The 17,764-nt window shown below is 50.7% G+C and carries 13 protein-coding genes and 2 pseudogenes; 11 read left to right on the forward strand and 4 right to left on the reverse strand.

Features of this window, described 5'->3' with window-relative positions; genetic code table 11:
* Positions 1-251 precede the first annotated feature (251 nt).
* Positions 252-1,469 (forward strand): 6-bladed beta-propeller, encoded by a 1,218-nt coding sequence (locus tag JZY04_RS19195; RefSeq protein ID WP_122142371.1) that lies wholly within the window; start codon positions 252-254, stop codon positions 1,467-1,469.
* Between the two features lie 133 nt (positions 1,470-1,602).
* On the opposite strand, the gene def is transcribed toward JZY04_RS19195, so the two are convergent.
* Positions 1,603-2,157 (reverse strand): peptide deformylase, encoded by a 555-nt coding sequence (gene def, locus JZY04_RS19200; protein WP_032539459.1) that lies wholly within the window; start codon positions 2,155-2,157, stop codon positions 1,603-1,605.
* 35 nt (positions 2,158-2,192) lie between these two features.
* Entirely contained in the window at positions 2,193-2,609 is a 417-nt protein-coding gene (gene ruvX / locus JZY04_RS19205; RefSeq protein WP_122142372.1) for a Holliday junction resolvase RuvX, read from the reverse strand.
* Between the two features lie 338 nt (positions 2,610-2,947).
* On the opposite strand from ruvX, the gene JZY04_RS19210 reads away from it, so the two are divergent.
* Positions 2,948-4,183 carry a site-specific integrase gene (locus tag JZY04_RS19210; RefSeq protein WP_004291422.1) on the forward strand — a complete coding sequence of 412 codons (1,236 nt, stop codon included), beginning with the start codon at positions 2,948-2,950 and terminating at the stop codon, positions 4,181-4,183.
* A gap of 11 nt (positions 4,184-4,194) precedes the next feature.
* Entirely contained in the window at positions 4,195-4,557 is a 363-nt protein-coding gene (locus tag JZY04_RS19215) for a hypothetical protein (RefSeq protein WP_004291423.1), read from the forward strand.
* A gap of 77 nt (positions 4,558-4,634) precedes the next feature.
* On the opposite strand, the gene JZY04_RS19220 is transcribed toward JZY04_RS19215, so the two are convergent.
* Together JZY04_RS19220 and JZY04_RS19225 are read right to left on the reverse strand one after the other, a co-directional pair.
* Entirely contained in the window at positions 4,635-4,940 is a 306-nt protein-coding gene (locus tag JZY04_RS19220; RefSeq protein WP_004291424.1) for a helix-turn-helix domain-containing protein, read from the reverse strand.
* A gap of 31 nt (positions 4,941-4,971) precedes the next feature.
* Positions 4,972-5,271 carry a helix-turn-helix domain-containing protein gene (locus tag JZY04_RS19225; RefSeq protein ID WP_004291426.1) on the reverse strand — a complete coding sequence of 100 codons (300 nt, stop codon included), beginning with the start codon at positions 5,269-5,271 and terminating at the stop codon, positions 4,972-4,974.
* Positions 5,272-5,472: 201 nt separating this feature from the next.
* Between JZY04_RS19225 and JZY04_RS19230 the strand changes: the two genes are divergently transcribed.
* The 8 genes and pseudogenes from JZY04_RS19230 to JZY04_RS19265 form a co-directional block, all read left to right on the forward strand.
* On the forward strand, positions 5,473-5,835 hold the full coding sequence (locus tag JZY04_RS19230) for a helix-turn-helix domain-containing protein (RefSeq protein ID WP_004304264.1): 363 nt from the start codon (positions 5,473-5,475) through the stop codon (positions 5,833-5,835).
* A gap of 3 nt (positions 5,836-5,838) precedes the next feature.
* The gene (locus JZY04_RS19235; RefSeq protein WP_004291454.1) at positions 5,839-6,189 is read left to right on the forward strand and encodes a helix-turn-helix domain-containing protein; all 351 of its coding nucleotides are present in this window, start codon (positions 5,839-5,841) and stop codon (positions 6,187-6,189) included.
* A 20-nt stretch (positions 6,190-6,209) separates the two neighbouring features.
* Positions 6,210-7,781: a DUF3945 domain-containing protein gene (locus JZY04_RS19240; RefSeq protein WP_004291455.1), complete on the forward strand. Its 1,572-nt coding sequence runs from the start codon at positions 6,210-6,212 to the stop codon at positions 7,779-7,781.
* A gap of 60 nt (positions 7,782-7,841) precedes the next feature.
* Positions 7,842-9,929 carry a type IA DNA topoisomerase gene (topB, locus tag JZY04_RS19245; protein ID WP_004291456.1) on the forward strand — a complete coding sequence of 696 codons (2,088 nt, stop codon included), beginning with the start codon at positions 7,842-7,844 and terminating at the stop codon, positions 9,927-9,929.
* 162 nt (positions 9,930-10,091) lie between these two features.
* Entirely contained in the window at positions 10,092-10,544 is a 453-nt protein-coding gene (locus JZY04_RS19250; protein ID WP_004304266.1) for a DUF1896 domain-containing protein, read from the forward strand.
* A pseudogene (locus tag JZY04_RS19255) lies at positions 10,534-13,737 on the forward strand (N-6 DNA methylase); the annotation flags it as partial. The gene JZY04_RS19250 and the pseudogene JZY04_RS19255, both read left to right, overlap by 11 nt.
* 564 nt (positions 13,738-14,301) lie before the next feature.
* Positions 14,302-16,104, forward strand: coding sequence for a reverse transcriptase domain-containing protein (locus JZY04_RS19260; RefSeq protein WP_117589787.1), 1,803 nt, complete (start codon positions 14,302-14,304; stop codon positions 16,102-16,104).
* Positions 16,105-16,219: 115 nt separating this feature from the next.
* Positions 16,220-17,707 (forward strand): annotated as a pseudogene (locus tag JZY04_RS19265) (DNA methylase); the annotation flags it as partial.
* Positions 17,708-17,764 lie beyond the last annotated feature (57 nt).

Genomic DNA, 17,764 nt, shown 5'->3' on the forward strand with positions numbered 1-17,764 from the left:
GATAACGGACAACTTTTTATATTTTTTGATTATTTTATAGGACCCCTCCATGCAGATATTCAGTAGTCTATACACCTTCTTAACACCTATTAACCTCACATTCATTATTAACTTACGATTATTTCGTAGATTTGTAATGTGCCCATAAATCAATATATGAAACGGGTTATCCGAAAATTAAAAATACAGAAAGAAAGACACCTGTACAATATTGCAAACAGGAACTCTTTTATACATAAAATAGTATCAACATGAAACCAAAATCACTTCTTTTACTACTCCCTTTCCTGCTGCTTTCTTGCGGCGGAAAGAAGAACAGTGACCAGCCGTCCGAAGCAACGGCCCAAATTACAGAACCAGAATTCCCTCAAATCGTACCTTTCGAAACAGGTATCGAAACAGAACGGGAAATACTACTGAGTGAAATAGCCGATTCAATACGGTATATCCCGTTGGAGACAAACAATAAATGCCTGATAAGAGGGTTAAAGGGAACCAATATTATCCAGACAAAAGAGTATTTCTTCCTACCATGGCTCGATAAATTATTTCAGTACACAAAAGATGGTAAATTCATACGGACACTGGGCCGCAAAGGCGGTGGACCGGGTGAATTTAACTGGATCATGCAGATTGACGTGGATGAAGAAAAAGGATTGGTCTACATGCTAACAACTACAGGAAAAATCAATATCTACTCTATGGAAACAGGTAAATTCATCCGTGCAATGAAAGTCCCTAATATAGAAGTTAGTGAGTTTGCGATGTTACGTGTTCAGGATACAATTGCTGCAACATTCATGCGCAATAATAACGGAAGACGAAAAGAACGTATTTACCTTTCCAACCTGAAAGGTGATACGTTGCAAATCTTCAATCGTTGGGACCTATTTGAGCTAAACAGCCAATATCGCTGGATGATCAGTAGTGATATAGATCGTTATATGTTCCATTACGAAAACCATACCTGTTATAAAGAATATTATAACGACACCCTATTCACTGTCACTCCAGAAGCTTTAGAACCCCGATATATATTCCAGATGGGCAAATACTCATTACCGATGGAATGCAGGTTTGAATATCTGGATGGAAATGGAAAGCGTTTTCAGGAAATAGCCGCTCCTTACATACAGTACAATGCCATAGAGACTGACTCCTACATATTCATGCCTTATTCCAATTGGGCAGGAGAGAAAGCGCGAGAAAGACAAATGGCTATTTACGACAAAAAAGCCAAAAACTGTTTCAAAGTAGCCACAGGCCATATAAAAAATGACTTGACTCCTGGTTTACCATTACGCCCGATAACGGCACTTGACAGCCATACACTGTTATATGTATGGGAAGCTCCTGAGCTTTTAGAAAAAGCGGAAGAAACGCCTTCCATACTTCAAATCGAACAGTTGAAAGGCTTAAAGGAAGACGATAATCCGGTAATGATGCTGGTATATTTAAAGCAACCATAACCGGGCTCTTTTAAGAAAAACATCAAATAGCCGTTGCAAGATATTTGAGATGCAGTCCTGAAAAAGTAATGGGTAAAATTGATTTATATGATCAACTTTACCCATTGCTTTTTATTCGAAAATCTCAGGTATATCATTTCACCTGCTTCATCTTATAGGAGCTACGAGCCTTTCCTTTCAACATCGTATTCAGTTTTCCTTTTATCATTTGTTTACGCAAAGGAGAAATGTGATCTATGAACATTTTCCCGTCCAAATGGTCAAATTCATGCTGCATAACCCGTGCCAGAAACCCTTCTACCACTTCGTTATGCTCTACAAAATTTTCATCCATATATCGTACGTGAATCTTACTGCCTCTCTTTACAGACTCGTGTATGCCGGGCAGACTAAGACATCCTTCTTCCATGGATACTTCTTCACCCTCCACAACATCAATATGTGCGTTTATATAAGCCTTACGAAAATCCTTGTATTCAGGATAATCTTCTGAAAGTACATCCAGGTTAATAACAACTACGCGGACAGGTAAACCAATCTGAGGAGCGGCAAGCCCTACCCCATCGGCATGATCCATCGTTTCAAACATATTTTCAATCAGCTCTTTCAGGTTCGGATAATCCGGCGTGATATCCTCCGCCACCTGCCTGAGAACTGGCTGACCATATACATAAATAGGTAAAATCATATCTTATAATTATTCTTTTTAAATATTCTTTCTTCTTACAAACGTTTACTTTCCAGATAAGACTGCAAAATAATAGTTGCGCTAATTTCATCGACCAATGCCTTGTTCTGTCTGTCTTTTTTCTTAAGCCCGGCTTCAAGCATCGTACGGTGTGCAAGCACAGAAGTAAAACGTTCATCTACATATTCAACAGGAATATCAGGCAAACGTTTTCTTAACGAACGCACAAAAGGCTCTATATTTTTCATATTTTCAGAAACCTCATTATTCATCTGCTTCGGCAAACCTATAATAATGCGTTCCACCGATTCCTGTTTTACATAATTGGTTATGAAATCCAGAAGTTCATGACTTGGTACAGTTGTCAGCCCGTTAGCGATAATCTGCATCGCATCACTCACAGCTATTCCTGTACGTTTTCGTCCGTAATCTATTGCTATTATTCTACTCATATTTGGCATGCAAAGTTACTACAAAAAAGTGAAATGCGGAAAGATATAGTGATAGAATTGAGTTACAAGGGTTTTGGTTGAAGTGGCGATAATCCGTGAAGCCATTACAATCCCTGCCGAAGCCAAATCCTGACGCCGCTACGTTACTTGTTCGTAACCATGCCCGAAAATGCGACAAACGGGTACGAATAGCGAAACAAGGCTCTAAGGAATAGTGAGTTATCCATAACTCATGCGAAAAATCAGGTTACGGAAAAAGATTGCGCCGTTCCTCCCCGTTTTGCGTACCAACACCGGACTCTTCACCAACTAATTTTGAAACCCAAAAATTAAGGACAATGAAGAGTACATTTTCAGTAATCTACTACCTCAAGCGTCAGGTAGTGAAAAAGGACGGGACAGTTCCCGTCATGGGACGCATCACGGTGGACGGCAGCCAGACACAGTTCAGCTGCAAACTGACTGTCGATCCGAAACTGTGGGACACCAAAGGTGGACGTGTCACGGGCAGAAGCACGGCGGCACTCGAAACGAACCGTATGCTTGACAAGATGCGGGTACGCATCAACAGGCATTATCAGGAAATCATGGAGCGTGACAACTTCGTCACGGCGGAGAAGGTGAAGAACGCCTTTCTCGGACTGGAACACCGCTACCACACGCTGATGCAGGTGTTCCGCCAGCACAACGAGGACTACGAGAAGCAGGTGGAGGCAGGCATGAAAGCCAAAGGCACGCTGCTGAAGTACCGCACCGTTTACAAGCACATGCAAGAGTTCCTCGACATCCGCTACCATGTGAAGGACATCGCCCTAAAAGAGCTTACCCCGGCTTTCATCTCCGACTTCGAGATGTTCCTGCGCACGGACAAGCACTGCTGCACCAATACCGTGTGGCTGTACGTCTGCCCGTTACGGACGATGGTATTCATCGCCATCAACAACGAGTGGCTGACGCGCGACCCGTTCCGCGAGTATGAAATCAAGAAGGAGGAAACAACACGCAGTTTCCTGACCAAAGATGAGATCCGCCTGCTGATGGAGGGGAAACTGAAAAACGCCAAACAGGAATTGTACCGCGACCTCTACCTGTTCTGCGCCTTCACGGGGCTGTCGTTCGCGGATATGCGCAACCTTACGGAAGAGAATATCCGCACCTACTTCGACGAACACGAGTGGATAAACATCAACCGCCAGAAAACGGGCGTGGTGTCCAACATCCGCCTGCTCGACATCGCCAACCGCATAATCGGCAAATACCGGGGACTGTGCGGGGACGGCAGGATATTTCCCGTTCCGCATTATAACACGTGCCTTGCCGGTATCCGTGCCGTCGCCAAGCGTTGCGGCATCACCAAGCATATCACGTGGCATCAGAGCCGCCACACGGCAGCCACGACGATATTCCTCTCCAACGGTGTTCCCATCGAAACGGTCAGCTCCATGCTCGGACACAAGAGCATAAAGACGACGCAGATTTACGCAAAGATAACCAAAGAGAAGCTCAATCAGGACATGGAGAACCTTGCCGCAAGATTGAACGGCGTCGAGGAATTTGCAGGTTGCACCATCTAAAAAGAAAAGCCATGAAACGTGACACAATCATCATCGAGGACAAGGCAGTCAGCGTAACCGGTAACGACGTGTGGATGACCGCCACCGAAATAGCCGGATTGTTCCATACGACCGTCCCGGCAGTGAACGCCGCCATCAGAGCCGTCCGCAAGTCGGACGTGCTGAACGACTACGAGGTGTGCCGCTACATGCAGCTTGAAAACGGGCTGCACGCGGACGTGTACGCCCTTGAAATCATCATCCCGGTCGCTTTCAGGGTGAATACCTACAACACCCACCTGTTCCGCACATGGCTGGTGGGAAAGGCACTCTCACAAGAGAAACGGCAGACATACGTGATGTTCATACAGAACGGAAAAGCCGGGTATTGCTGATTGCACATACCCCATAAGACAAGTAAACGGGTAGCACCACAAAAGGTGTCACCCGTTTACTTTTTCATGAAACCGCCTCACTCCAGCGGCTTGCGGTAGTTCGCTTCCAGTACCCCGCGCAGCCCCGTTTCCGGGTAAAGCACCTTCCCTCCCAAAAGTATGAAGGGCAACACGCGGTTGTTGCGGTATTCCTGCAAGGTGCGCCGGCTCACACGGAGCAGTTCCGACACCTCGCCGTCCGTCAGGTAACGTTCCCCGTCCAGCGGAGGACGGTAGCTTTCCAGAAATGCGGACAGCCATTTCGAGCCTTTGCGCATATCCTGCACCACAGAGGCTATCGGCTCGTCTTCCATCGTAAAAACATCGTTGTTCTCGTTCATCATAACTTCGGATTCAGTGGGTGAATAAATCAAATCATCTGCCGTGCGGATAGAGCGTGCCGACAAGCGGTATCAGCCGCTTCACCTCCTCTGGCTTGTAATAGAACCTGCGGTTTATCTGCGAGTAGCCGATAAGCCGCCTGTCACGCAGCGTCTGCAACGTGCGCGGGCTTATTCTCAACTGCCCGCAGACCTCCTCGCCCGTGAGCCATCTTTCCATGCGCCCCGTGTCGCTTTTGCGCCTCAGGGCGGCGACCTTCTCCGAGAGTGCGCCGAATGCCGCCACCATCATCTCGAAAGTCTTTTTCTCGATAGATACTATTTCCATATTCATGTCATTTAGAGTTTGCCGCAAAGGTAACGAAACGGCATACAAGACGTATCGTTTTCCGCTGAAAGGCTGCCTGTTGCGCCGTTTGACCGGGTTACGGAGCCATCTTCCGCAAAAATCTTACGTGAGTCACGTAGTGAGTTGTTAAAGCCCCTTTTGTTTATTGCCGAATTTTGTCGCAGAAACAAAAAGAAAGGACTGAACATGAAAGTGATAACAATGGAAAGTTCCGCCTACAAGGAGATGATGGCGCAGATTGCGAACATCGCAGGGTACATCCGCGAGGCAAGGGACGAGAAGAAACGGAAGCGGGAAACCGAAGACAAGCTGCTTGACACGGCACAGGCGGCGAAGATGCTCAACGTGAGCAAGCGCACCATGCAGCGTATGCGCACCGACCACCGTATCGAGTATGTGGTGGTACGCGGAAGCTGCCGCTACCGCCTTTCCGAGATACTGCGGCTATTGGAGGACAACACAGTAAGGAACGAGGAAGGGACAATAGACACCCTGTTCCACAACCACACGCTGCGCACGGGCGGCAAACCAAAAGGAAGGAGGACATAGGTCATGGAACTGCTCACACGAAACAACTTCGAGGGCTGGATGCAGAAGCTGATGGAACGGCTCGACCGTCAGGACGAACTGCTGCTGGCGATGAAGGCTGAGGGGAAACAGCCCACTATCACGGAAAGCATCCGCCTTTTCGACAATCAGGATTTGTGCATGTTGCTCCAGATAAGCAAACGCACCCTCCAACGCTACCGCAGCGTAGGCGCATTGCCCTACAAGACGCTGGGCAAGAAGACCTATTACAGCGAGGAGGACGTGCTGACATTCCTTTCCAACCATATCAAGGACTTCAAAAAGGAAGATATAGCCTTCTACAAGGCTCGTATCCATAATTTCTTTCATAAATAACCCATTAAAACATTTTTCAGATGGCAAAGAAAAAAGACGAAAAGGACGTGCTGGTAGTCCGTGACGAGAAGACAGGCGAGATCAGCGTGGTAGCCGGGCTGAACGCGGACGGCACACCCAAGCGCACCCCCGCAAAAGCGGAGAACGCGCAGAGTTTCCTGCAATTCGACCGACATGGCGACGTGCTGGACAACTTCTTCAAGAACTTCTTCCGGCAGTGCAAGGAACCCAGCCGCTTCGGTTTCTACCGCATTGCGGCAGACCAAGCTGAAAATCTCTTAGAGGTGATGAAGCAACTGCTGAAAGACCCCGAAGCGAACAAGGAGCTGCTCGCCCCTCACAAGGTGGACACCTCCGACTATGAGAAGAAGGTGCAGGAAGAGATGGCAGCACAACAGACAGAGAAACAAGAACCTCAAAAACAGGAGAACATGGAACAACGGAAAGAACAGCAACAGGACAAATCCGAACAGATGCAGGGCAAACGTGGCTACCAGCCCATCGACGAGAGTAAAATCAACTGGCAGGAGCTGGAGGACAGATGGGGCGTAAAGCGGGACAACCTTGAAAAGTCCGGCGACCTTACGAAGATGCTCAACTATGGCAAGTCCGACTTGGTAAAGGTCAAACCGACCTTCGGCGGCGAATCATTCGAGCTGGACGCCCGCCTCTCCTTCAAGAAGGACGGTGAGGGAAACATCAGCCTCGTGCCGCACTTCATCCGCAAGGAGCAGAAGCTGGATGAGTACAAGGAACACAAATTCTCCGACAATGACCGGAAGAACCTCCGCGAAACGGGCAATCTCGGTAGGGTCGTGGACATTGTGGACAGGGAAACGGGCGAGATCATCCCCTCCTACATCAGCATCGACCGCAAGACGAATGAAATCACGGACATTCCGGCAAGCAGGGTGCGCATCCCGGAGCGCATCGGCAAGACGGAAATCACCACGCAGGAGCGGGACATGCTCCGCGCCGGACTGCCCGTACGCGACAAGCTCATCGAGCGCAACGACGGCAGAAAGTTCGTCACCACCCTGCAAGTGAACGTGGAGCAGCGCGGCGTGGAGTTCGTGCCGGGAACCGGCAAGTCGCCCCGTACCGCACAGACACAGGAAACCAAAGGCGACACATCGAAAAGTCAGGCGCAGGGCGGGGAAAATGCCGCACAGACCAAGAAGGAGCAACGCCGCAACACGTGGACGAACGAGGACGGCAGCATCCGCCCCATCAGCAAATGGAGCGGCGTGAGCTTCACCGACCAGCAGAAAGCCGACTATGTGGCGGGTAAAGCCGTGAAGCTGGAGAACGTGACCGACAAGCAGGGCTTCCATGCCACGATGTATATCAAGTTCAACCCGGAGAAGGGACGCCCGTACCGCTACGACACGAACCCTGACAATGCACAGCAGGTTGCTCCGTCCAACGAGAGCCGCACGCAGGTGGCGGTGAACAACGATGGCAAGACCAACGAGGCTACAAAGAATCTGAGAGAGCCGTTGCAGAAAGGTCAGACCAACCCGAAGGACGCCCGCCAGCAACAGCAGCAGGAGAAGCCGCAGAAGAAAACGGGCAAGGGCATGAAAATGTAATCCCGTGTCCGCCACTGAATCCAAAATAAAATCCAAAGTATCAACAAAAAAGAAGAAGACATGAAGACAATCATTGCAGAAAAGCCCTCCGTGGCACGTGAAATCGCCCGCATCGTGGGCGCGACAAAGAGAGAGGAAGGATATTTCGAGGGAGGCGGTTATGCCGTGACATGGGCATTCGGACACCTCGTTCAGCTTGCCATGCCCGACGGCTACGGCGTGCGCGGATTTGTCCGTGACAACCTCCCGATTATTCCCGACACATTCACGCTCGTCCCCCGTCAGGTCAGGACGGAGAAAGGTTACAAGCCCGACAGCGGCGTGGTGTCGCAGATAAAAGTCATCAAAAGACTGTTCGACACAAGCGAACATATCATCGTGGCGACCGATGCCGGACGCGAGGGAGAGCTTATCTTCCGCTACCTCTACCACTATACGGGTTGCACCACTCCTTTCGTGCGCCTGTGGATCAGCTCTCTCACCGACAAAGCTATCCGCGAGGGACTGCGGAAACTCGAAGACGGCAGCAAATACGACAACCTCTACCTCGCCGCCAAAGCGCGGAGCGAATCCGACTGGCTCGTGGGCATCAACGGCACACAGGCGTTATCCATCGCCGCCGGACACGGCACGTATTCCGTGGGGCGGGTGCAGACACCAACGTTGGCTATGGTATGTGAACGCTACTGGGAGAACCGCCGCTTTACGTCCGAAGCATTCTGGCAGCTCCATATCGCAACGGACGGTTGCGACGGCGAAGTCGTGAAATTCTCATCCTCCGAGAAATGGAAAGAGAAAGAACCGGCGATGGAACTATATAATAAGGTAAAGGCGGCAGGTTGCGCCACTGTCACGAAAGCCGAGCGCAAGGAGAAGACGGAGGAAACTCCCTTGCTCTACGACCTGACCACGCTCCAGAAAGAAGCCAACGCCAAGCACGGCTTCACGGCGGAACAGACGCTTGAAATCGCGCAGAAACTCTACGAAAAGAAGTTGATAACCTATCCGAGAACGGGAAGCCGCTACATCCCCGAAGACGTGTTTGCCGAAATTCCCAAACTGCTCGCTTTCATCGGCACACAGCCCGAATGGAAAGACAAGGTGCGGGCAAAAGCCGCCCCGACACGCCGCAGCGTGGACGACGGCAAGGTGACAGACCACCATGCCCTGCTCGTCACGGGTGAGAAACCGCTCTTCCTCTCCAAAGAGGACAATACCATCTATCAGATGATTGCCGGGCGCATGGTCGAGGCATTCTCTGAGAAATGCGTCAAGGATGTGACCACTGTCACGGCGGAATGTGCCGGAGTGGAGTTTACCGTAAAAGGCAGCGTCGTGAAGCAAACCGGATGGCGTGCCGTCTATGGCGAGGAAAAAGAGGAAATTACCATCCCCGGCTGGCAGGAAGGCGACACGCTGACACCGAAAGGCTCGTCCATTACCGAAGGAAAGACCAAACCCAAGCCGCTGCATACCGAAGCCACCCTGCTCTCGGCAATGGAAACGGCGGGCAAGGAAATTGAGGACGACGCACTGCGGCAGGCGATGAAGGACTGTGGCATCGGTACTCCCGCCACACGCGCCTCCATCATCGAAACGCTTTTCAAGCGCGGTTACATGGAACGCTGCAAGAAGTCGCTTGTTCCCACCGAAAAAGGACTTGCCCTCAATTCCGTCGTCAAGACGATGCGCATCGCCGATGTTGCCATGACGGGCGAATGGGAAAAGGAGCTGGCGCGTATCGAGCGCGGGGAACTGTCCGACGACACCTTCCGCAAGGAGATAGAGGCGTACACACGTGAGATAACCTCCGAACTGATCTCGTGCGACAAGCTCTTCGGCAGCCGTGACTCCGGCTGCGCGTGTCCCAAGTGTGGCACGGGCAGGATGCGGTTCTACGGCAAGGTGGTACGCTGCGACAACACGGAGTGCGGACTGCCCGTGTTCCGGCTGAAAGCGGGACGCACCCTGTCCGACGATGAAATCAAAGACCTGCTCACCGAAGGGCATACCAAGCTGCTCAAAGGGTTCAAGAGCAAACAGGGCAAGAGTTTCGATGCTGTTGTCGCCTTTGACGGGGAATATAACACGACTTTTGTGTTCCCGGAGGCTAAAAAGGACAAGAAATTTTCAGGACGGAAGAAATAGTATTAACTTTGCCACTTGTTCAGAGTAATGAATTGTTCTTCGATACCGGATTACACTCATACTTTGGATTTAGTGGTGGCACTCGGAGGGATACCGAGTGCCTTTTTCTTCCTTTTTCCAACCGATTATCCCGTTAATTATCAATCCGCTAAATCCAAAGTAATGAACAACAAGAAGAAAAACGAGGGTCAGACCGACTTTTCCTATTACGGTCTGTACCTGCTGGACTATCTCCGCACGAACAAGTTTGAACAGGCTGACGACACCGCTTTCATACGGGAACGGGCCGACCGTGCCGCCGAAACGTATGAGAGGGCACGGCTTGAAGGCTATCCCGCCGATGGTGCGCAGGAACTGGCGATGGACACGCTGCTGCGCGGGCTGCATTATTCCCGTTACGCCATCCTCCGCGAAGTCGTGGAAAACGAGTTTGCCGATGAAGTGCCGGAAGAGAAGCGTGAAGCCTTTGTCCTGAAACTGCTGCCGCTTGTCGGCAACGTGTTCTCCGTCTATGACCTCTCGGATGACAATTTCGCCCTGTCTTCCGATTACGACCTGCTCTACACGGAGCTGACGGGAGCAACCGTCCTTTACTTAGACGAATATGGCGTTTAACCGCAAACAGAAACTGCGGGACAACATCGAGGCGATACGGACGGCATTCATCCTTGACAGGGAAAATAGGACAGCGACAACCGAAGAGCGTGCCATACTTCAAAGGTACTGCGGTTTCGGCGGTCTGAAATGTATCCTCAACCCTGCAAAGGAACTGACGGATGCCGTCCGGTGGGCGAAATCCGACCTCGAACTGTTCGCCCCGACGGTGGAGCTGCACAGGCTTATCCGTGAGAACAGCAAGGACGAAACAGAGTACAAGCGGTTTGTGGATTCGCTGAAAGCGTCCGTGCTGACCGCTTTCTACACCCCCAAAGAGATAACCGACACCATCGCGGACGTGCTGGCAGATTACAGCGTCCGCCCCGCCCGTATGCTCGAACCGTCGGCAGGTGTCGGCGTGTTCGTGGATTCCATGCTGCGGCACAGCCCCAATGCGGATGTGATGGCTTTCGAGAAGGATCTGCTCACGGGTACAATCTTGAGGCATCTCTATCCCGACCAGAAAATGCGCACCTGCGGTTTTGAGAAAATCGAAAGACCGTTCAACAATTATTTCGACTTGGCGGTGTCCAACATTCCGTTCGGTGACATTGCCGTGTTCGACGCGGAGTTTCAGCGGAGCGACTCTTTCGGCAGACGCTCCGCCCAGAAAACCATCCACAACTATTTCTTTCTCAAAGGACTGGATGCCGTGCGTGACGGCGGTATCGTGGCGTTCATCACCTCGCAAGGGGTATTGAATAGCACCAAGACCTCCGTGCGTAACGAGCTGTTCAGTCAGGCCAATCTGGTATCCGCGATACGCCTGCCCAACAACCTGTTCACGGACAACGCGGGCACGGAGGTGGGCAGTGACCTGATTGTCCTGCAAAAGAACCTCAGCAAGAAGGAAATGTCGCAGGACGAGCGGCTGATGACCGTGATACAGACGGACACGAAAACCGCCCTGACCGACAACGCCTATTTCATCCACCACCCGGAACGCATCGTGCATACGATGGCGAAACTTGACACAGACCCCTACGGGAAGCCCGCTATGGTTTATCTGCACGAGGGCAAGGCAGCAGGCATCGCCGGGGATTTGCGCCGTATGCTCGACGAGGATTTCCATTACAGGCTTGCCATGCGCTTGTATTCGGGTTCAATCCGGCAGGCAGGAACGGAAGAAAAAGTTGCCGTTCAAAATAAAGTAGAGCGTCCTGCCATAAAATTGGAAACAGTATCCTCGGCGCAGACGGTGGAAACTCCGACAGAAAAGCCGCAACCCGCAGATGAAAAGCCGGAGATAGAGCCACGTCCGAAATATTCTGACGGTGTGCAGCTATCCTTGCTCGATCTCTGGGGGATGACGGAAGAAGTCAGCCAACAACCGAAAACCGCCAAAAAGAAAAAGGAGGCGAAAAAGGAAAGCTCGGCAAGGCGCGTTCTACCCAAGCCACAGGTGCATGTCACACAAAATGTTACGGCTGTGCCGACGGCTACCACCCCTAAGACTGTAACAGAGAACAAGGAGGCTAAAACGGAGAACACCGCCAAGCCTGCCGACCCGGACGACATCTATGCCACGTTGGACTGGGATACCAATCCTCCCATCAACGGCTTCTACGAGATGATGATGGATTTGACGCCGGAACGCAGGAAGGAACTTCGGGAACTGGCAAGGCAGCATAACGAGAAACAAGCGGCGGCGGAAAAGATGGAAGTGAAAGCCGTGCCGGACACTCCCCGTGAGCAACCACGGCAGGAGGAAACACAGCCGGAAGCAGTCACCGCACCTGCCGTTACAGATACCCCACCGGAAGCGGTGGCGACCTCCCTTTTCCCCGACATCGAAGCGGAGAAGCCGAAGGAAGAAGTCGTGGACCTTTCGCCGCGTGCCTACCACCGCACGCCGGAGATGCACCTGCGCGAAGGGTCGCTGGTGGCTGACAGGGGGCGTCATAACATCGGCTACCTGAAGGACATCACGCCATACGGGGCGACATTCCAGCCGCTCGACCTGAAAGGCTACCAGAAGGAGAAGGCGTTACAGTATGTTTTACTCCGTGACGCCTACGAGCGGCTGTACCGCTATGAATCGAACCTGCATGAAGCAAATGTCCCGTGGCGAGAGCATCTAAACACCTGTTACGATGAGTTTGTCATGCGCTACGGCAACCTCAACGCCAAGCAGAACGTGAAGTTAGTGATGATGGACGCGGGCGGGCGTGACATCCTTTCGCTGGAACGGGCGGAGAACGGGAAGTTTGTCAAGGCGGACATCTTCGAGCGTCCCGTTTCCTTCTCCGTGGAGAGCCATGCCAACGTCGGCTCACCCGAAGAAGCACTGTCCGCGTCGCTCAACAAGTTCGGCACTGTCGATCTCGACTATATGCGGGAGATAACCGACAGTACGGCGGAGGATTTGCTCACAGCCCTGCAAGGGCGCATCTATTACAATCCGCTCGTAACCGGTTACGAGATTAAGGACCGCTTTATTGCCGGAAACGTGATAGAGAAAGCGGAACGCATAGAGGCTTGGATGGGCGAAAACCCCGAAAGTGAACGTATGCCGGAGGTGAAGCAGGCGTTGGAGGCTCTGAAAGATGCCGAACCGCCGCGCATCGCTTTTGAAGACCTTGATTTCAATTTCGGGGAACGCTGGATTCCGACGGGTGTCTATGCCGCCTACATGAGCCGGCTGTTCGACACGGAGGTGAAAATCGCCTACTCTGCAAGCATGGACGAGTTTTCGGTGGCGTGCGGCTACCGCACCATGAAAATCACGGACGAGTTTCTGGTGAAGGGGTATTACCGTAACTATGACGGCATGCACCTTCTGAAACACGCCCTGCACAACACCTGTCCCGACATGATGAAGTCCATCGGCAGGGACGAGCATGGCAACGACATCAAGGTGCGCGACAGCGAGGGAATACAGCTCGCCAACGCCAAGATTGACGAGATACGAAACGGCTTCTCCGAATGGCTCGAAGAGCAGTCGCCACAGTTCAAGGAGCGGCTGACGACGATGTATAACCGCAAGTTCAACTGTTTCGTGCGCCCGAAGTATGACGGCTCGCATCAGACTTTTCCCGACCTCAATCTGAAAGGGCTGGCAAGCCGGGGCATCAGGAGCGTCTATCCCTCGCAGATGGATTGCGTCTGGATGCTGAAACAGAACGGCGGCGGAATTTGTGACCACGAGGTTCTGCGCCCATAAGGGCATATAGTAAATGTAGGCTTAGCAACCTACCCGGCAAGGGTTTTCAACGCCGGTCATTAGCCAACTTATCCACTTAGCCGAAAGGCGGTGGGGAGTGTCGCATGTTGGAAACGGCATAAGTCAGCTAACTATCATGCTGCTACTGAATGTCTAAATGAAATGATAGATATGAGGATGAAGACTATACTGTTTGAACGACAGTCCGAGTTGTTAGTTGGTAAACCCCGACGGAAGATAGTTACAAACGTCGGGCTGCAATACTTCTACTTTCCTACCTCAAGTACGAGAGCCGAAAACCGATTGCAGAACAGCCGCAATAAGCGGAAAAGGACGAAAATCGCATCCGACAATCTATTGAGCTATGTTACTATATGTCTAAATGGGGATTGTCTAAGTAGGAATGCCGAAAGGCTATGGGGTTTGCCCTCTGAATATCCTATATGACAACAGAGTCTCCGTAGTAGTCCGAGCAAGGGAAAGCCTTGTACATGGCGAAGGGAGACAGTGAGTTATTATTTAATATGTTTAACGAATGATGTGTGAGACATTATGAGAGATTCAGCAAATGTATTAAACAGTCTGGCTGGGCACAGCCAAGACCCTAATTACAAGTTTGAACGGCTTTACCGACTGCTGTTCAATGAAAATCTGTACGCACTTGCCTATCAAAAGTTGTCGCAGAATGCGGGCAACTATACGAAAGGCACAGACGGGCAGACCATAGACGGAATGAGCATAAAGCACATTCACTCTATCATTGGACAGTTGAAAGACGAAAGTTACCGTCCGTGCCCTGCACGGAGAATTTACATTCCCAAAAAGAATGGCAAGCAACGTCCTTTAGGCATACCAGCCTTTAAGGACAAACTTGTACAGGAAGTTGTAAGGATGATTCTTGAATCCATCTACGAAGGTCATTTTGAAGACTGCTCGCATGGATTCAGACCACACCGTGGCTGTCATACGGCTATGGCTTCCTTACAAAAGGGAGGTACGGGAGCACGTTGGTTCATCGAGGGAGACATCAAGGGTTTCTTTGACAACATCAACCATGATGTTTTAATCGGAATCCTTGCTGAAAGAATCAATGACGAGCGTTTCCTGCGACTGATACGTAAATTCCTCAAAGCAGGCTACATGGAACAATGGGAGTACAAAAATTCCTATATCGGAACACCGCAGGGAGGCATAATAAGTCCGATTTTGGCGAATATTTATCTTGACAAACTCGATAAATTTATGCGGAACTACATAAACGTCTTCAATAAAGGTAAAGCACGTGTACGCAACCCCGAATATAAAAGGGTTGCAAATCGTAAGGACAAACGTGTAAAGAAACTGAAGAATGAAACAGACGAGCAGAAGAAAGAAGCATTGCGCAAGGAGATAGCCATTCTCCACCGTGAGATGCAACAACTTCCTGCAACTCTTGACATGGACGAAAACTTCAAACGCATGAGGTATGTACGCTATGCCGATGATTTTCTGATTTGCGTAATCGGAAGTAAAGAGGACTGTGTAAAAGCAAAGGGGGACATTAAGACCTTTCTGCAAGATACGTTGAAACTCGAACTTTCGGATGAAAAGACGTTAATCACCAACTCACACGACGCAGCCAAATTTCTCGGCTTTGATGTTACAGTCCGCAGTACGGACAAGACGAGAAAGGATTTCAGAGGAATCCCCATACGCTCACTTGACCATAAAGTGGTTCTTCTCCTGCCTTATGAGGTTATGAGAAAGAAACTGCTTGACTATAATGCGATGCGCATAATAATCAAGAATGGCAAGGAAGCATGGGAATCGACCTCACGCCCGTATCTCCGTAGTAATGATGACCTTGAAATACTCAACCGATACAATTCGGAAATTCGGGGAATCTATAACTACTACTGTATTGCAAACAATGTCAACATTCTCAATAGTTTCTATTACTACATGAAAGAGAGTATGTATAAAACATTATCATCCAAGTATGAATCAACCGTAAGGAAAATAATCCGTAAATATTGCCGGAATAAAGTCTTTACAGTAAGGTATGAAAACAACAAGGGCGAAATGTTGGAACGTACTATTTATCATGGAGGGTTCAAGCAGAGAAAAGACGCGCGTATTGACAATGCGCATATCATGCCCAGTTATCGCGGGACTGAAAGTACCAGCCTTATGGCTCGGTTGAAAGCCCGTGAATGTGAATATTGCGGAGCGGAGGACAACCTTAGAATGGTGCATGTCCGCAAGCTAAAAGACCTGAAAGGCAAACAGGAGTGGGAACGCTTCATGATTGCCAGACAGAGAAAAACAATAGCAGTATGTGAAAATTGTTATCGTAAGATTCATGAAAAGAAATAGACTGAAAATAACCATGGAGAGCCGTATACATGGAGACGTGTACGTACGGTTCGGTGGCGAGCGTTTAGAAACCTACCGTCCGAAAGGACGGCAAGGCGCTTTGCGCTTAGCCTGTGGAACCGGCAAGACGCTGATAATGTGCATCGCCGCGCATGAAATGAAGCGTCTGAACTTGGCGCACAAGCCGATGATTATCGGGCTGAAAGCCAATGTTGCGGAGATTGCCGCCACCTATCAAGCGGCATATCCCAACGCGAGGATTCTGTACGCTTCGGAGAAAGACTTTTCGACCGCCAACCGCGTGCGTTTCTTCAACAACATCAAGAACAACGACTACGATTGTGTCATTATGTCGCACGACCAGTTCGGCAAGATACCGCAGTCGCCGGAGTTGCAGCAGCGCATCCTGCAAGCGGAGCTTGACACGGTGGAGGAAAACCTCGAAGTGCTGCGCCAGCAGGGAAAGAACGTATCGCGGGCGATGCTGAAAGGTCTGGAGAAGCGCAAGCATAACCTTGAAGCGAAATTGGAGAAGGTGGAACACGCCATAAAGTCACGCACGGACGACGTGGTGGACTTCAAGCAGATGGGCATCGACCACATTTTCATTGATGAATCGCACCAGTTCAAGAATCTGACTTTCAACACGCGCCACGACCGTGTGGCGGGATTGGGGAACAGCGAGGGAAGCCAGAAGGCACTGAACATGCTCTTTGCTATCCGCACCATACAGGAGCGCACGGGCAAGGACTTGGGGGCGACCTTCCTCTCCGGCACGACTATCAGCAACTCGCTGACTGAGCTGTACCTGCTGTTCAAGTACCTGCGCCCGAAGGAGCTGGAACGGCAGGACATTCGATGTTTTGATGCGTGGTCGGCGATATTTGCCAAGAAGACAACGGATTTTGAGTTCAACGTGACGAACAACGTGGTGCAGAAGGAGCGTTTCCGCTACTTCATCAAAGTGCCGGAGCTTGCCGCCTTCTATAATGAAATCACGGACTACCGCACGGCGGAGGATGTGGGCGTGGACCGTCCCAACAAAAACGAGATACTGCACCACATACCGCCCACGCCGGAGCAGGAGGACTTCATACAGAAGCTGATGCAATTCGCCAAGACGGGCGACGCCACCCTGTTGGGCAGACTGCCGCTTTCGGAAACGGAGGAAAAGGCGAAGATGCTTATCGCCACGGACTATGCCCGGAAGATGGCACTCGACATGCGCATGATAGACCCGCATTACGAAGACCACCCCGACAACAAGGCGAGCCACTGTGCCAAAATAATCGCGGAGTATTATCAAAAATACGACGCGCAGAAAGGCACGCAGTTCGTTTTCTCTGACTTGGGGACTTACCAGCCGGGCGATGGGTGGAACGTCTATTCGGAAATCAAGCGCAAACTGACGGAGGACTACGGCATACCGCCAAGCGAGGTGCGCTTCATTCAGGAGTGCAAGACCGACAAGGCTCGGAAGGCGGTGATAGATGCCATGAACGCCGGGACGGTGCGTGTGCTGTTCGGCTCCACCTCCATGCTCGGAACGGGTGTGAACGCACAGAAACGGTGTGTGGCAATTCATCATCTTGATACGCCGTGGGTGCGACATGAAGTCGCATAGATAATTGTTGGAATGATACTTACGGGTATCAGTTTT

It is taken from the genome of Bacteroides sp. 11BF, assembly GCF_019633765.1.
In the GTDB taxonomy this organism is placed as follows: domain Bacteria; phylum Bacteroidota; class Bacteroidia; order Bacteroidales; family Bacteroidaceae; genus Bacteroides; species Bacteroides hominis.

Bases quoted from the DNA above. Each gene is read 5' to 3' on its own strand.
- JZY04_RS19195 (WP_122142371.1), top strand. From the start codon at position 252: ATGAAACCAAAATCACTTCTTTTACTACTCCCTTTCCTGCTGCTTTCT.
- def (WP_032539459.1), bottom strand. From the start codon at position 2,157: ATGATTTTACCTATTTATGTATATGGTCAGCCAGTTCTCAGGCAGGTG.
- ruvX (WP_122142372.1), bottom strand. From the start codon at position 2,609: ATGAGTAGAATAATAGCAATAGATTACGGACGAAAACGTACAGGAATA.
- JZY04_RS19210 (WP_004291422.1), top strand. From the start codon at position 2,948: ATGAAGAGTACATTTTCAGTAATCTACTACCTCAAGCGTCAGGTAGTG.
- JZY04_RS19215 (WP_004291423.1), top strand. From the start codon at position 4,195: ATGAAACGTGACACAATCATCATCGAGGACAAGGCAGTCAGCGTAACC.
- JZY04_RS19220 (WP_004291424.1), bottom strand. From the start codon at position 4,940: ATGATGAACGAGAACAACGATGTTTTTACGATGGAAGACGAGCCGATA.
- JZY04_RS19225 (WP_004291426.1), bottom strand. From the start codon at position 5,271: ATGAATATGGAAATAGTATCTATCGAGAAAAAGACTTTCGAGATGATG.
- JZY04_RS19230 (WP_004304264.1), top strand. From the start codon at position 5,473: ATGAAAGTGATAACAATGGAAAGTTCCGCCTACAAGGAGATGATGGCG.
- JZY04_RS19235 (WP_004291454.1), top strand. From the start codon at position 5,839: ATGGAACTGCTCACACGAAACAACTTCGAGGGCTGGATGCAGAAGCTG.
- JZY04_RS19240 (WP_004291455.1), top strand. From the start codon at position 6,210: ATGGCAAAGAAAAAAGACGAAAAGGACGTGCTGGTAGTCCGTGACGAG.
- topB (WP_004291456.1), top strand. From the start codon at position 7,842: ATGAAGACAATCATTGCAGAAAAGCCCTCCGTGGCACGTGAAATCGCC.
- JZY04_RS19250 (WP_004304266.1), top strand. From the start codon at position 10,092: ATGAACAACAAGAAGAAAAACGAGGGTCAGACCGACTTTTCCTATTAC.
- JZY04_RS19260 (WP_117589787.1), top strand. From the start codon at position 14,302: ATGAGAGATTCAGCAAATGTATTAAACAGTCTGGCTGGGCACAGCCAA.